Genomic DNA, 12,995 nt, shown 5'->3' with positions numbered 1-12,995 from the left:
TGACCAGGGGTTTGTGGTGGTGGTGCGGGGCTGTGCAGTTGGGGAGGTGCGTGTGCGCGCGAGTGAACGAGGCTCGGGGAACCTGGAGATGTTCGGCTCGTTGTTGCGGTTCTTCCGCGAACGGGCCGCGATGACGCAGGAGGGGCTGGGTAAGTACGTCGGGTACTCGAAGTCCCAAGTGGCCATGGTGGAGCGGGGGGAGCGGCCGCCCAAGGGAAAGTTCATCGAAATCGCGGACGAGGTACTGGGTGCACAAGGTGCACTTCTAGCGGCCGGCAGGAAGCTGGTGGCGAGCCGGTTCCCACCGTGGTTCGAGGACTACGCGGAGCTGGAAGCGGGGGCGAGCGCGATCTACATGTACGCCAACCATGTGATCCCCGGCCTGTTGCAGACCGAGGCCTACGCGCGGGCGATCTTCGTCGCCCAACGCCCCACCCTGGAAGAGGAGGAGATCGAGGCCAGGCTGGCGGCACGTCTGGACCGACAGCAGGTGATGGAGCGCAAGCCCGCACCCACTGTTGGCTTCGTGCTCGACGAGCACACACTCAGGCGCCCCATCGGCGGCAAGTCCGCTCTGAGGAAGCAGTTGGAGCACCTGCTCGGCGTCGGGAAGCGCCGCAACATCGAGATCCAGGTGATGCCGACCGATCGGCAGGAACACGCCTCTCTGAACGGCCCCATGATCCTGCTGGAAACCGAGGAACGCAGGCAGCTCGCTTACGTCGAAGGACCAGGCGGCGGATACTTCGTCAGCGAGCAGCCACACCTGGGCGACCTGTTCACGCAGTATGGCATCCTGCGAGCTCAGGCTCTCAATCCGGATGAGTCGGCAGAACTGATCGACAAGGTGGCACGGGACCTATGAGTACCGACCTGCACTGGTTCAAGAGCAGCTACAGCGGCGGCCAGGGCGGCGAGTGCGTCGAAGTAGCCCTCACCCCCACCACCATCCACATCCGCGACTCCAAGACCCCCACGGACAACGGCCAGGAGGCCGTCCAGATAGCCCCCGCCACCTGGACGACCTTCCTCAACTCCCTGCCCTAGAACATCCCGTTGTCATTCGCGGACGTAGCCGGCACATCCTGGATCACATCCCAGTGCTCCACGATCTTCCCGCCCCGCACCCGGAACAGATCCACGATCGCCTGCCCCCGCTCGCCCGGCGCGTTCACGTAGTGGCTGTGCACCGCCACCAGGTCGCCCTCGGCGATCACCCGCTTCGGCGTGACCTTCAGCTGCGGGAAGGCGGCGAAGTAACCGCCCAGCCCTGACTTCACGCCCTCGACACCGTCCGCGATGTTCGGGTTGTGCTGGTGGTACTCGGGGCCCCAGTACCGGTCGATGGCGGACATGTCCTTCTGGACGAGCAGTTGGTCGAACGCCTTGGTGACCAGCTTCTTGTTGTACGCGGTCAGCCACCGCGGCCCCGGCTGCTCCGTCCGCGGCCAGCTCTCCGTCGAGAACATGTCGTTGCCGTTGGCCGTGGTCGCGGGCACCTCCTGCCCCACGTCCCAGTGCTCGGCGATCTTCCCGCCCTGGAAGCGGAAGATGTCGAAGACGGCCGTGCCGCGCGTGCCCGGCGTCATCACCACGTTCGAGTGCACCAGCACCAGGTCGCCCTCGGAGATGACCCGCTTGACGTCGTACTCGGCGTCCGGGAACTGCTGGTGGACGGCGACGCCCAGGTTCTTCAGCGTCTCCGCCCCGTCCGGCGCGAGCGGGTTGTGCTGGATGTAGTCCGGGCGGACGTAACGGTCGACGACCTCGGTGTCGCCCCGCTCGAACACGCCCTTGAGGACGCGGACGGTGACGGACTTCTGGTAGCCGAGGCGGGCTGAGTCGCCGTAGCCGAAGGTGACGTGCCCGGTGCCGGCGGTCGGCGCCGACGCCGCGGCGGGCACGGCGGCGGCGCCCAGCAGGGCCGAGGCGGCCGTGACGGCGACGAGTGTCTTGCGGAGAGGCGTGGTGGGGGGCATGTGGCTCTCTTTCCGAGCAGGGGGCCGCGAGACCGCGCGATATTGAATGTTCAAGCTGACACTTCCCACAGGAAAGCACTAACCCACAGTTAGCGTCAAGGTTCCTTGCCTAGAGCGCACTCCACGCAGTTAGCGTGCATATCCATGGAGTACACGCAGCTCGGACGCACGGGACTCAAGGTCAGCCGCCTCGTCCTCGGCACCATGAACTTCGGTCCGCAGACGGACGAAGCGGACAGTCACGCGATCATGGACGCCGCGCTGGACGCGGGCATCAACTTCTTCGACACCGCCAACGTGTACGGCTGGGGCGAGAACAAGGGCCGCACCGAGACCATCATCGGCAACTGGTTCGCGAAGGGCGGCGAGCGGCGCGAGAAGGTCGTCCTCGCCACCAAGGTGTACGGCAACATGGGCCCGGACGGCGCGGCGTGGCCCAACCACGACAAGCTGTCGGCCGTGAACATCCGGCGCGCCGTGGACGCTTCGCTCAAGCGGCTCCAGACCGACTACATCGACGTCTACCAGTTCCACCACATCGACCGAGCCACTCCCTTCGAGGAGATCTGGCAGGCCATCGACGTCCTCGTCCAGCAGGGCAAGATCCTCTACGTCGGGTCCTCCAACTTCCCCGGCTACAAGATCGCCCAGGCCAACGAGATCGCCGCTCGGCGCGGCGGCACCATCGGCCTCGTCAGCGAGCAGTGCCTGTACAACCTCTTCGAGCGCCGCGCCGAGATGGAGGTCATCCCGGCCGCGCAGGACTACGGGCTGGGGGTCATTCCCTGGTCGCCGCTGCACGGCGGCCTGCTCGGCGGCGTCATCAAGAAGGAGGTCGAGGGCGGGCGACGCAGCTCGGGGCGGGCCGCCGACTCCCTCAACGACCCGGCCGTACGGTCGAAGATCCAGGCGTACGAGGACCTGCTCGACAAGCACGGCCTGGAGCCCGGCGAGGCCGCCCTGGCCTGGCTGCTCACCCGCCCGGGCGTGACCGGCCCGATCGTCGGCCCGCGCACGGCCGGGCAGCTCGAATCCGCCCTGCGCGCCACCGAGTTGGAACTGAGCGAGGAGCTGCTGGCGGGTCTGGACGAGATCTTCCCGGGTCCGGGGCCGTCCCCGGAGGCCTTCGCCTGGTAGCGCCCAGCCCCCGTATCTCCCCCTGACACCGTTCCATCGAACGGTTGAACAAGGAGGCAGCGGGCGGACGACGCGGAGCATCCCCTCCCGGCGCCAGACTTGCCGCGCCGCCGCGTAACGGACGTGGCGGCGCGACAGGTCAGGAGGACCCCCACATGTCCAGGGACTTCAGCAGGCGCCGACTGCTCGCCACGGGGGCCGGTGTCGCGCTCGGCGGTGCCGCCGCGGTCTCGGCGTCCACCGTGCCGGCCGCGGCGAACGCCCTCTCGTCCTCGTCCGGTTCCCGCGTCCGCGAGGAGACCCGCTCGCTCGACGAGTTGTACGCGGCCGCCGTCGCCGAGGGCGGCAAGCTCGTCCTCTATCAAGGCGGGGACGTCGACAGCCAGGCGGCCGGGGTGCGGGCCGGCTTCGCGAGCCGCTTCCCCGACATCGACCTGACGGTCGTCGTGGACTACAGCAAGTACCACGACGTCCGCGTCGACAACCAGCTCGCGACCGGCACCCTGGTCCCCGACGTCGTACAGCTCCAGACCCTCCAGGACTTCACCCGCTGGAAGCGGCAGGGCGACCTGCTGCCGTACAAGCCCGCCGGGTTCTCCAAGGTCCACAAGGGGTTCAGGGACCCGGACGGCGCCTGGACGGCGCTGATGGTCATCGGCTTCAGCTTCATGTACGGCATCGAGGCGGCCGGCGCCAACGCGCCGAAGACGCCCCTCGACCTCGTCGACCCGCGCTGGAAGGGGCAGATAGCCTCCTCCTACCCGCACGACGACGACGCGGTGCTCTACCTCTTCTCCCTCTACCAGCGCACGTACGGCTGGGACTGGGTGGCCAGGTTTGCCGCCCAGCAGCCGCAGTTCGCCCGTGGCTCGCACACGCCCGCCCTCGCGGTCAACGGCAAGCAGAAGGTCATCGGTGTCGGCGGGTCGGGCAGCCCGGTGTCGACGTCGACCGTGACGAAGTGGGTCGTGCCCGAGGGGCATCCCTTCATGGCGTGGGGGCAGCGGGCCGCGATCCTGAAGCAGGCCGCCAACCCGACCGCCGCCAAGCTGTACCTGAACTGGGCGCTGTCCGAGGAGCGTCAGAAGGCCAGCTTCAACGGCTGGTCGGTGCGTACGGACGTGACCCCGTCCCCCGGTCTGAAGCCGGTGTGGGAGAACCCGGACGCCCACGTGGACGGCTTCCCGGAGTTCATGGAGGACCGCGCCGCGATCGAGCGGCTGAAGCAGACCTTCGCGCTGTACTTCGGCGAGGTGAAGGGCGACCCGTCACCGGGCTGGCTCGGTCTGCACCCCGGGCGGTGACGCGAGCGCCGTAAGTCCCGGCCGACGGTGGGCCGAAGGTGGGCCGACGGCGGCTCCCCTGCCTACCCGCGCGCCCGTGTGACCGCGCGCCCGTGTGACCGCGCGCCCGTGTGACCGCGCGCCCGTGCGCCCGTGCGCCCGTGCTTATAACGGTCACACGGGCAACGCTTTACACTCCTGACGGCACCGCCGAGTCCCCCTCGGCCCGTTCAGGGAGCCGCCGTCGTGACTGCCGTCCGTCCCGCCGTACGCCGGTCCCGCATGTCGGCCCGGCACCTCCCGCACCTGGTCTTCCTGGTCGCCGCCGTCGGCACCCTCGTACGGCTCGTCGAGCTGAACAACGAGCTGTGCTGGTCCGTCGCGCCGCCCATGGCCGTGCTGGCGCTGCTGTACGCCGCCGGTCAGGCCCGGTGGGAGCGGCTGGGCCGGGCGGGCGGGCCGGTCTGGTTCGGGCTGCTCCTGCTGCTGTGGTCGTGGGTGGCCTGGGTCCTGCCCGCGCCGCTCACCTTCGGATACGCGTGGCTGGCCGTGCCGCTGGGCGTCCTGGCCCTGGGGATGCCCAGCCGCGGGGAGCGGGCGGTGGCGCTCGGCGTCCTCACGGCACTGCTGACGGCGGCGCTCGTCCGGGCCGGCGGCGGACTCGACCCGGATCTGCTGGCACCGCCGGTCACCGCCATGTGGGCGACCGTCCTGCTCTACCGCAGCCAGCAGCGGCTGACCCGCGAACTGGCCGACACACGGGGCGAGTTGGCGCGTCGGCAGCGGGAGGCCGGGCGACTCTCCGAGCGCGCCCGCATCGCCCGCGACCTGCACGACACGCTCGCCCAGGAACTCGCGGGCAGCCGCATGCTCCTCCAGGCCGCCGAACGCGACTGGGACCGCCGCCCGGAGGCGGCCCGGCGGCAGGTGCGCCTGGTCACGGACGCGCTCGGCGACCACCTCGCCCAGACCCGTGGCATCATCGACGACCTCACCCCGCCCGCCCTCGCCCGGGACGGCCTGGAGGCGGCGCTGTGTGAGCTGACCGCCCGTACGGGATCCGCCGCCGGCGCGCCCAGGGTCTCCTTCAGCGCCGAGCACAGCACCGAGGACGGAGCCGACGCCCCTGGCCCCCTGCCCATGGAGCAGGCCGTGGCCCTGCTGCGGGTGACGCGGGGCCTCCTCGCCAACGCCTGCGAACACGCGCGGGCCACGCACGTGCACATCACCCTGGTCCAGGGCGGGACCGCCGCGGCCGTCGAGGTCCGCGACGACGGTGTGGGCTTCGACCCGGGCCTCCCGGACCTCGTACGGTCGACCGCCGCCGGGCGCGGATTCGGGCTCGCCGGGGCCCGCGAGCGACTCGGCGCACTCGGCGGCACGCTCACCGTCGACACCGCGCCCGGCCGCGGCACCCGCGTCCGGGCGGCACTGCCGGTCGCACGGACTGCCGAGGACCGCGTCCCGGCCGGCGCCCGATGAGCGACGCCGCGGCCGGGCCGCTGCGGATCCTGATCGTCGACGACCACACCGTCGTACGGGCCGGTCTGCGCGCCCTGCTCGAAGGCGAGCCGGGCTTCGAGGTCGTCGGCGAGACCGGCGACGGCACCGACGCCGTACGCCTGGTGGGGCGGCTGCGTCCCGACGTCGTGCTCATGGACCTCCGGCTCACCGACCCGGGCACGTCCCCTGCCGGAGCCGACGGCGTCGACGGCATCGAGGCCACCCGCCGGATCCTCGCGAGCACCACCGACGTACGGGTCGTCATGCTCACCAGCCACGGCCGTACGGCCGATGTCCTGCGGGCCGTCGAGGCCGGCGCCCGCGGCTACGTCCTCAAGGCGGGCCCGCCCGAGGAGTTGTTCCGCGCCGTGCGCGCCACGGCGGCCGGAGGCATGGCACTGGCGCCGGAGGCCGCCGCCAGTGTCGTCGGGCGCGCGGTCGAGCCTGGGCCGGTGCTCAGCGAGCGGGAGGTCGAGGTCGTACGGCTGCTCGCGCAGGGGCACAGCAACCGGGCCATCGCGAGCGCGCTGTTCCTGGCCGAGGCGACGGTCAAGACCCACCTCGTGCGGATCTACCGCAAGCTCGGCACCGAGAACCGGGCCGCGACCGTCAGCGAGGCCGTCCGCCTGGGGCTGATCGAGCTCGGCTGACCGGCGGTGCGGCAGGGCAGGCGTCGGCGAGACCGGTCGGCCTACCTGCCGAGCGCCGCCGCCAGCGCCACCACGACGAACATCAACACAAGCGCACCGGCCATGATCCGGTTCCGGGTTTTCGGGTCCACGGCATCGAGCCTAACCGGCCCCTCCGAGCGGCCACCGGGCGACCGCCTCGTAGCGGGGCTGCTCGCCCTCGAGCCCGGACTTCGGCAGGTTGCTCCGCACCAGCACCAGCTCGGTCACCGTCCAGGTCCGGCTCGTGAACTCGGCGAGGGTGGCGACATACGGCCGTACGTCCACCGCCGACCGGCTCCTGGCCACCGTCAGGTGGGCCTTGTAGCGCCGGTGCTCCCCCATCGGCACCCCCGCCTTGCGCGCCGCCGCCTCGCTGCGCTCCGCCAGCAGCCGCAGGGGCGCCAGGTCCCCGTCCGCCCCCGCCCACAACGCCCGCCCGTGCCCGAACTGACCGCCGCCGCTGAGCGCCAGCCGGAAGGGCGGCGTACGGTGCGCGGCGCGCTCCAGGCGGGCCGACAGGTCGGGTACGAGGTCGTCGTCGACCTCGCCGTAGAAGGCGAGCGTGAAGTGCCAGCCTGGACGGCCGGTCCAGCGCAGCCGGTCCGCGCCGGGCAGCTTCCTCAACTCGGCGACCTCGGCGGCCAGTTCATGGGTCACGTCCTGTGGCGGCAGCACGGCGGCGAAGAGTCTCATGGGTCCAGCCTGGCACCATGCCCGGATGGAGATCATCATCCGGGACGGCGGGCCCGACGACATCCCCGCGATACTCGGCATGCTCGACAGCGGCGTGGAGTGGCTGGTCGCGCAGGGCCGCACCGGGCAGTGGGGCACGAGGCCCCTGTCGGAGAACCCGGGTACGGCGGAGTCGATCGCCCGCCACATGGCCGAGGGCGACGTGTTCATCGCCGAGGCCGACGGTGTGCCGGCCGCCTGCCTCACCCTCACCCACGGCCCCGGCGCCTCCCTGTCCCACCTCCCCCCGCCCGGGGAGCCGGAGCGCTACATCAACTGGCTCACCTCCGACCGCCGCTTCAAGGGCCACGGCGCGGGCAGCGCCCTGCTCGCGCATGCCGCAGAGGTGACCCGGCGCTCGGGCGTCTCGCTCCTGCGAGTGGACTGCTACGCGGGCGACGACGGCAAACTGGTCCGTTACTACGAGAGCAACGGTTTCGTGCGCACCGAGGCCTACGCGGGGAAGGACGGCTGGCCGGGGCAGGTGCTGGCGCGGCGGGTCTAGTCCTCGCGGGCGGCAGTGACCATGGCCACACGTGTCCCGGTCACCGTGCGTATCGTTGTACTGCGCGGCTGTCCCTGACCGAGCGGCAGCCGTTGAGGAGCGCCACGATGACCGTCCTTGACGACAGGATCGAGATGGCCGAGGAGCGCGGCGAGCTGACTCTGGACGTCCTGTTCGAGTGCCTCGAGAAGATGCCCATCCCCGAGGGTACGAAGGTAGAGATCGTCGGGGGGAACATCTTCATGTCACCGCAGCGGCAGAACCACTGGGAGATCATCGCCGACATCTACGAGCAGTTGCGCGCCGAGTACCCCCGCAAGCGGTTGGCATCGGACGTGCGGATCGACTTCCCCGGGTATCTGAACGGCTTTGCCTCTGACGTGGTGGCCATGGCCGAACGGTCGGTGAAGGACAGCAAGGGCCGCTGGCGCTATCAGGACGTCGAGTTCGTGGCCGAGGTCATCTCCAAGGACACCGCGGCCAACGACTACGGCCAGAAGAAGGACACCTACGCCGCGGCCGAAGTGCCGGTGTACCTGATCGTGGATCCGTACGCCGGCGAGTGGCATCTGCACACCCTCCCGAAGGACGGCAAGTACCACAGCGACGTCAGCTACTCCTTCGGCGAGGACATCGACCTGAGCAGGACCGTCGTCGGCCTCACCCTCAAGACCGACGAGTTCCCCCGCGACTGACCCGGACGCCCCCTCCTACGCCACCGGCGCCAGCTCCTCCTCCCGCCGCTGCCGGGGCACGAACCGGACGTGCGGGTGGCCCCGGCCCCAGCCCACCGACAGCCGCAGACCGCCGACCCTGGCCAGGATCAGGCCGATCACCGTAGCCGCGACCGCTGCGATCGCGCCGCCGACGGCCAGGCCCACCCGGGCGCCGTAGGTGTCCGTGACCCAGCCGACGATCGGGGCACCGACCGGCGAGCCGCCCAGGAAGACCATCATGTACAGGGCCATCACGCGTCCCCGCATCGCCGGATCCGTCGCCAGCTGGATGCCCGTGTTGGCGGTGACGTTGATGGTCATGCCGAAGAGCCCTATCGGGATCATCAGCAGGGCGAACAGCCACAGGGACGGCGTCAGCGCCGCCACGATCTCGACCGTGCCGAAGAGCACCGCCGCCGCGATCAGCACCCGCATCCGGGCGGTGCCGCGCCGCGCGGCAAGCAGGGCTCCGGTCACCGAGCCGACCGCCATCAGCGTGTTGAACATGCTGTACCAGCCCGCTCCGGCGTGGAACACGTCGGCGGCGAAGGCCGAGATGTACACGGGGAAGTTGAAGGCGAAGGTCCCGACGAACCCGACCAGCACGATCGGCCAGATCAGCTCCGGCCGCCCCGCCACATAGCGCAGCCCCTCCCGCAGCTGCCCCTTCCCGCGCGGGGCGCGCTCGACGGCGTACAGCTCACGCGCCCGCATCAGCAGCAGTCCCGCGATGGGCGCGACGAAGGACAGGCCGTTGAAGAGGAACGCCCAGCCGGTGCCCACGCCGGTGATCAGCAGGCCGGCGACGGCGGGACCGACCAGGCGGGCGGACTGGAAGTTCGCGGAGTTCAGGCTGACGGCGTTCTGGAGCTGGTCGGGGCCGACCATCTCGCTGACGAACGCCTGGCGGGCGGGGTTGTCGACGACCGTGGCGAGCCCTATGGCGAAGGCCGCGACATAGACGTGCCAGACCTGGACGTGTCCGGTGAGGGTGAGGACCGCGAGCACGACGCCGGTCGCCGCCATCGAGGTCTGCGTGACGAGCAGCGTACGGCGCTTGGGCAGGCGGTCGACGAGGACGCCGCCGTAGAGGCCGAAGAGCAGCATCGGCAGGAACTGCAGGGCCGTCGTGATACCGACGGCGGTGGCGGAGCCGGTGAGGCTGAGCACCAACCAGTCCTGGGCGATGCGCTGCATCCAGGTGCCGGTGTTGGAGACGACCTGGCCGAGGAAGAACAGGCGGTAGTTCCTGACCTTCAGCGAGCTGAACATCGAGGACTTGCGCGAGGTAGAGGTGGGTGTGGAGTAGTTGGCGTCTGGTGCGGGTGCGGAAGCTGCTCCGGGTCCCGTACTCAAAAGGGTTCGCCTCCTTGTGGCTGCTGCTTACAGATGTGCGAGCTTCTCCAGCACGGGGGCGGCGGCGCGGAGTTTCGCCCACTCGTCCTCGTCGAGGCCCTCGACCAGGGTGGCCAGGAAGGCGTTGCGCTTGCGGCGGCTCTCCTCGAGCATCGCCTCGGCCTGCTCGGTCTTCGTGACGACCTTCTGGCGCCGGTCCTCCGGGTGCGGCTCCAGTCGGACCAGTCCCTTGGACTCCAGCAGGGCGACGATGCGGGTCATCGACGGCGGCTGGACGTGCTCCTTGCGGGCCAGCTCACCGGGGGTGGCCTTCCCGCAGAGGGAGAGGGTGCCCAGCACCGACATCTCGGTGGGGCTCAGCGACTCGTCGACCCGCTGGTGCTTGAGCCGACGCGACAGTCGCATCACGGCGGAGCGAAGAGAGTTCACGGCGGCTGCGTTGTCGCCATGGGTAAGGTCCGGCATGTTCTTTAGGGTAACTCATTACCCTCGCTAAAGACCACCGGGGCGCGCACAGATGCCCGTGACTCCGGCCACTGAATCGTCACATCACTCATATGGGTGATCCAGCAGCGGAACGTGACACACCGCACCGAAGACTGCCGCGACCCTCGTGTTCATGGGGACCAGCGTGCTCAGCCTGCGGATAGACCACGAGCTGCTCGAACGACTCCGAGAGCATGCCGCGAAAAGAGGAATGAGCGTCCAGGACTATGTCGTCCGGACGCTCATCCGCGATGACTTCGACGAACGGTTCCAGGCCGCCGTCGAGGAGACCGAGAAGTTCTACGGCCTCACGTGAGCCGGCCTCACAGAACCGGCCTCACATGAGCCGGCCTCACATGAACCGGCCTCACGTGAGCCGGCCTCGCGCCGCCGGCGAGCGTCATTCCGTCGGCGTACCGATCCGCAGCCGGTTGCCATCCGGGTCGCGCACCTCGATCTCCCGCGCCCACGGAGCGTCCTTCGCCTGCGCACCGAGCTCGGAGGCGATGGCGTCGACATCACGAAGGCGGAGGTAGACCAACGTGTCGGGGCGGGCGTCGCCATTGTGCTCATCCGATGCGGCACCGGTTCTGGTTCTACGGCCTCTCGTGAGCCACCTGCACGCCTTACGTCAGCCCCAGCGCCGGCATCAGGTAGTAGAAGGCGAACACCGCCGCCACGACGTACATCGCGACCGGCACCTCCCGGCCCCGCCCGGCGGCCAGGCGCAGCACCGCGAAGGTGATGAAGCCCATGCCGATGCCGTTGGTGATCGAGTAGGTGAACGGCATCATCACCATCGTCACGAAGGCCGGGATCGCGATCGTGTAGTCGGCCCAGTCGATCTCCTTGACCGAGTTGGCCAGGATCAGGAAGCCGACCGCGAGCAGGGCCGGGGTGGCCGCCTGTGACGGGACCATGGTGGCGACGGGCGTCAGGAACAGCGCCACACCGAAGAGGCCGCCGGTGACGACGTTCGCGAATCCGGTGCGGGCACCCTCGCCGACGCCGGCCGTGGACTCCACGAAGGCGGTGGTGGCCGAGGAGGAGCTGGCGCCGCCCGCGGCCACGGCGAGGCCGTCGACGAAGAGGACCTTGTTGATGCCCGGCATCTGGCCCTGGGCGTCGGTCAGCTTCGCCTCGTCGCTGACGCCCATGATCGTGCCCATGGCGTCGAAGAAGCAGGAGAGGAGGACGGTGAAGACGAAGAGGATGCCCGTCAGCGCGCCGACCTTCTCGAAGCCGCCGAACAGGCTGACCTGGCCGATCAGGCCGAAGTCGGGGCTCGCGACGGGGTTGCCGGGCCACTTCGGCGTCGTGAGGCCCCAGGACGGCACCTTCGCGACGGCCTCGATGACGACGGCGAGCACGGTCATCGCCACGATCGAGATGAGGATGGCGCCGGGTACCTTGCGCACGATCAGCGCGAGGGTCAGCAGCGCGCCGAGGATGAAGACCAGCACCGGCCAGCCGTTGAGGTGACCGTCGCCGCCGAGCTGGAGCGGGACCGTGGTCTGGGCGACGTCGGGGATGCGGGAGACGAAGCCGGAGTCGACGAGGCCGATCAGCATGATGAACAGGCCGATGCCGATGGAGATGGCCTTGCGCAGGCTGTAGGGCACGGCGTTCATGACGCGCTCGCGCAGACCGGTGGCGACGAGCAGCATGACCACGAAACCGGCCAGCACGACCATGCCCATGGCGTCCGGCCAGGACATCCGGGGCGCGAGCTGGAGCGCGACGACCGAGTTCACACCCAGACCGGCGGCGAGCGCGATCGGCACGTTGCCGATGACACCCATCAGGAGCGTGGCGAACGCCGCCGTGACGGCCGTCGCGGTGACCAGCTGTCCGTTGTCCAGCTGGTTGCCGTACATGTCCTTCGCGCTGCCGAGGATGATCGGGTTCAGCACGATGATGTAGGCCATCGCGAAGAAGGTGGCGAAACCGCCGCGGATTTCGCGGGGCAGGGTGCTGCCGCGTTCTGAGATCTTGAAGAAGCGGTCGAGTGCGCCGTAGGCGGGGCCGGCTCCCGGCTGTTCAGGGGCGGGGACCTTGGCGGGGGCCGAGGTGGGCATGCTCTTGGTGTTTCCTACGAAGAGAAGTGGTCAGACACAAACCGTTTCAGTATGAACATATAAAGGCGGGATCGGCCATCTCCGCGCGTAGATACGACTGAGTCCGCCTGGGCTCGTCCTGGGTTCGTCTGGTTCCGATCGCCTCGTAAGCTGTCCCCCATGGCGAAGTGGACCCCCAAGCACGAGGCGCCGGAGCCCCTGGAAGGGCCCGTGGTCGCCACCATCATCGGTGGCACGATCATCTGGTTCGTCCTCTTCGTCGTTCAGCTGCCCTTCTACGGCTGGTTCGACGACCGCGGAACCACCTGGTGGGTGTGGACCTGCCTGGCCGGCGGCGGGCTGGGGCTCATCGGCATCTGGTACGTCCGCAGGCGCGACGCCGCGATCAAGCGCGCGGCCGCCCTCGTGGAAACCCGGGAAACCACTGGCGAACCCCAGTCGTCCTAGGCAGGGGCCTGGGGGACGACCCGTACACCCAGGGCACGACACCCGGTCCTCCCCAAGTCGGAACTTCCGCGCACTCGGCGGGTGAAGCCGTAAATCCGCACG

15 protein-coding genes and 1 pseudogene are annotated in these 12,995 nt (G+C 69.7%); 10 read left to right on the top strand and 6 right to left on the bottom strand.

The features are described from left to right. Nucleotides 1–52: 52 nt before the first annotated feature. Complete coding sequence (locus ACIBAG_RS05110) at nt 53–865, top strand: helix-turn-helix domain-containing protein (protein WP_399101099.1); 813 nt, start codon at nt 53–55, stop codon at nt 863–865. Further along, nucleotides 862–1,047 (top strand): DUF397 domain-containing protein, encoded by a 186-nt coding sequence (locus ACIBAG_RS05105; RefSeq protein ID WP_399101097.1) that lies wholly within the window; start codon nt 862–864, stop codon nt 1,045–1,047. Before ACIBAG_RS05110 ends, ACIBAG_RS05105 begins: the two co-directional genes overlap by 4 nt. Here ACIBAG_RS05105 and ACIBAG_RS05100 read toward each other — a convergent pair. Then, nucleotides 1,044–1,979 (bottom strand): nuclear transport factor 2 family protein, encoded by a 936-nt coding sequence (locus ACIBAG_RS05100; RefSeq protein WP_399101095.1) that lies wholly within the window; start codon nt 1,977–1,979, stop codon nt 1,044–1,046. The genes ACIBAG_RS05105 and ACIBAG_RS05100 overlap by 4 nt on opposite strands. Nucleotides 1,980–2,123: 144 nt before the next feature. Here ACIBAG_RS05100 and ACIBAG_RS05095 point away from each other — a divergent pair, with 144 nt between their 5' ends. The 4 genes from ACIBAG_RS05095 (at nt 2,124) to ACIBAG_RS05080 (ending at nt 6,552) form a co-directional block, all read left to right on the top strand. Beyond that, nucleotides 2,124–3,116, top strand: coding sequence for an aldo/keto reductase (locus ACIBAG_RS05095; RefSeq protein WP_399101093.1), 993 nt, complete (start codon nt 2,124–2,126; stop codon nt 3,114–3,116). Between the two features lie 155 nt (nt 3,117–3,271). After that, complete coding sequence (locus ACIBAG_RS05090) at nt 3,272–4,420, top strand: ABC transporter substrate-binding protein (RefSeq protein WP_399101091.1); 1,149 nt, start codon at nt 3,272–3,274, stop codon at nt 4,418–4,420. A gap of 225 nt (nt 4,421–4,645) precedes the next feature. Continuing rightward, entirely contained in the window at nt 4,646–5,881 is a 1,236-nt protein-coding gene (locus tag ACIBAG_RS05085; protein WP_399101089.1) for a sensor histidine kinase, read from the top strand. Beyond that, nucleotides 5,878–6,552 carry a response regulator gene (locus tag ACIBAG_RS05080; RefSeq protein ID WP_399101087.1) on the top strand — a complete coding sequence of 225 codons (675 nt, stop codon included), beginning with the start codon at nt 5,878–5,880 and terminating at the stop codon, nt 6,550–6,552. Before ACIBAG_RS05085 ends, ACIBAG_RS05080 begins: the two co-directional genes overlap by 4 nt. Nucleotides 6,553–6,693: 141 nt before the next feature. Here the strand turns inward: ACIBAG_RS05080 and thpR are convergent, their stop codons facing one another. Beyond that, nucleotides 6,694–7,266 carry an RNA 2',3'-cyclic phosphodiesterase gene (thpR, locus tag ACIBAG_RS05075; RefSeq protein WP_399101085.1) on the bottom strand — a complete coding sequence of 191 codons (573 nt, stop codon included), beginning with the start codon at nt 7,264–7,266 and terminating at the stop codon, nt 6,694–6,696. A gap of 25 nt (nt 7,267–7,291) precedes the next feature. On the opposite strand from thpR, the gene ACIBAG_RS05070 reads away from it, so the two are divergent. Both ACIBAG_RS05070 and ACIBAG_RS05065 read left to right on the top strand, forming a co-directional pair. Then, the gene (locus tag ACIBAG_RS05070) at nt 7,292–7,810 is read left to right on the top strand and encodes a GNAT family N-acetyltransferase (protein ID WP_399101083.1); all 519 of its coding nucleotides are present in this window, start codon (nt 7,292–7,294) and stop codon (nt 7,808–7,810) included. A 107-nt stretch (nt 7,811–7,917) separates the two neighbouring features. Further along, on the top strand, nt 7,918–8,505 hold the full coding sequence (locus tag ACIBAG_RS05065; protein WP_399101081.1) for a Uma2 family endonuclease: 588 nt from the start codon (nt 7,918–7,920) through the stop codon (nt 8,503–8,505). A 15-nt stretch (nt 8,506–8,520) separates the two neighbouring features. On the opposite strand, the gene ACIBAG_RS05060 is transcribed toward ACIBAG_RS05065, so the two are convergent. Together ACIBAG_RS05060 and ACIBAG_RS05055 are read right to left on the bottom strand one after the other, a co-directional pair. Then, a complete protein-coding gene (locus ACIBAG_RS05060; protein WP_399101079.1) occupies nt 8,521–9,882 on the bottom strand; it encodes an MFS transporter in 1,362 nt (453 codons plus the stop codon). Between the two features lie 27 nt (nt 9,883–9,909). Further along, on the bottom strand, nt 9,910–10,347 hold the full coding sequence (locus ACIBAG_RS05055; RefSeq protein ID WP_031478834.1) for a MarR family winged helix-turn-helix transcriptional regulator: 438 nt from the start codon (nt 10,345–10,347) through the stop codon (nt 9,910–9,912). Nucleotides 10,348–10,501: 154 nt separating this feature from the next. On the opposite strand from ACIBAG_RS05055, the gene ACIBAG_RS05050 reads away from it, so the two are divergent. Beyond that, nucleotides 10,502–10,684 (top strand): ribbon-helix-helix protein, CopG family, encoded by a 183-nt coding sequence (locus tag ACIBAG_RS05050; protein ID WP_031478835.1) that lies wholly within the window; start codon nt 10,502–10,504, stop codon nt 10,682–10,684. An 84-nt stretch (nt 10,685–10,768) separates the two neighbouring features. Here the strand turns inward: ACIBAG_RS05050 and ACIBAG_RS05045 are convergent. Together ACIBAG_RS05045 and ACIBAG_RS05040 are read right to left on the bottom strand one after the other, a co-directional pair. Beyond that, nucleotides 10,769–10,939: pseudogene (locus ACIBAG_RS05045) on the bottom strand (VOC family protein); the annotation flags it as partial. A 55-nt stretch (nt 10,940–10,994) separates the two neighbouring features. Continuing rightward, nucleotides 10,995–12,446 carry an NCS2 family permease gene (locus ACIBAG_RS05040; protein WP_399101076.1) on the bottom strand — a complete coding sequence of 484 codons (1,452 nt, stop codon included), beginning with the start codon at nt 12,444–12,446 and terminating at the stop codon, nt 10,995–10,997. Between the two features lie 159 nt (nt 12,447–12,605). Here ACIBAG_RS05040 and ACIBAG_RS05035 point away from each other — a divergent pair, with 159 nt between their 5' ends. Continuing rightward, nucleotides 12,606–12,893 (top strand): DUF2530 domain-containing protein, encoded by a 288-nt coding sequence (locus ACIBAG_RS05035; protein ID WP_399101074.1) that lies wholly within the window; start codon nt 12,606–12,608, stop codon nt 12,891–12,893. Nucleotides 12,894–12,995: the final 102 nt, after the last annotated feature.

Source organism: Streptomyces sp. NPDC051243 (genome assembly GCF_044455405.1).
Lineage (GTDB): Bacteria > Actinomycetota > Actinomycetes > Streptomycetales > Streptomycetaceae > Streptomyces.
Note: the sequence above shows the minus strand (reverse complement) of the source record. Positions and strands in the feature narration are given on the sequence as shown.